Below are 250 nucleotides of genomic sequence, written 5' to 3' on the forward strand. Positions count from 1 at the left end.
ATTCGTCATGTTCGCTTCGTCTCGTATGGCTGGTTGCCGCATTCTGCCGCAACCAGCCATACCTCAGCTTGTCGATTCAGAGCGCCTCAAGGGTTCGCTGCGCCGGGCTTACGCCCGCCCTTGACCCATTCCATTACACACAAGTCTGCTGCTCGAGCTCACGCGCGTATCTGATACCAGCAGCAAAATCCACCACGCGCTGCATGCCTAGCCAGATGGTCTTGACGCCAGGCTCGCCGTCGCCTTTGCG

General features: G+C 59.2%; 1 protein-coding gene. It reads right to left on the bottom strand.

Annotated elements, in window-relative coordinates; translation table 11 throughout:
- Positions 1-133: 133 nt before the first annotated feature.
- The coding region (locus tag GWC77_RS28935) for an IS4 family transposase (protein ID WP_173259959.1) at positions 134-250 on the bottom strand (117 nt) is incomplete at its 5' end.

This window comes from Paraburkholderia sp. NMBU_R16, assembly GCF_013282575.1.
In the GTDB taxonomy this organism is placed as follows: Bacteria; Pseudomonadota; Gammaproteobacteria; order Burkholderiales; family Burkholderiaceae; genus Trinickia.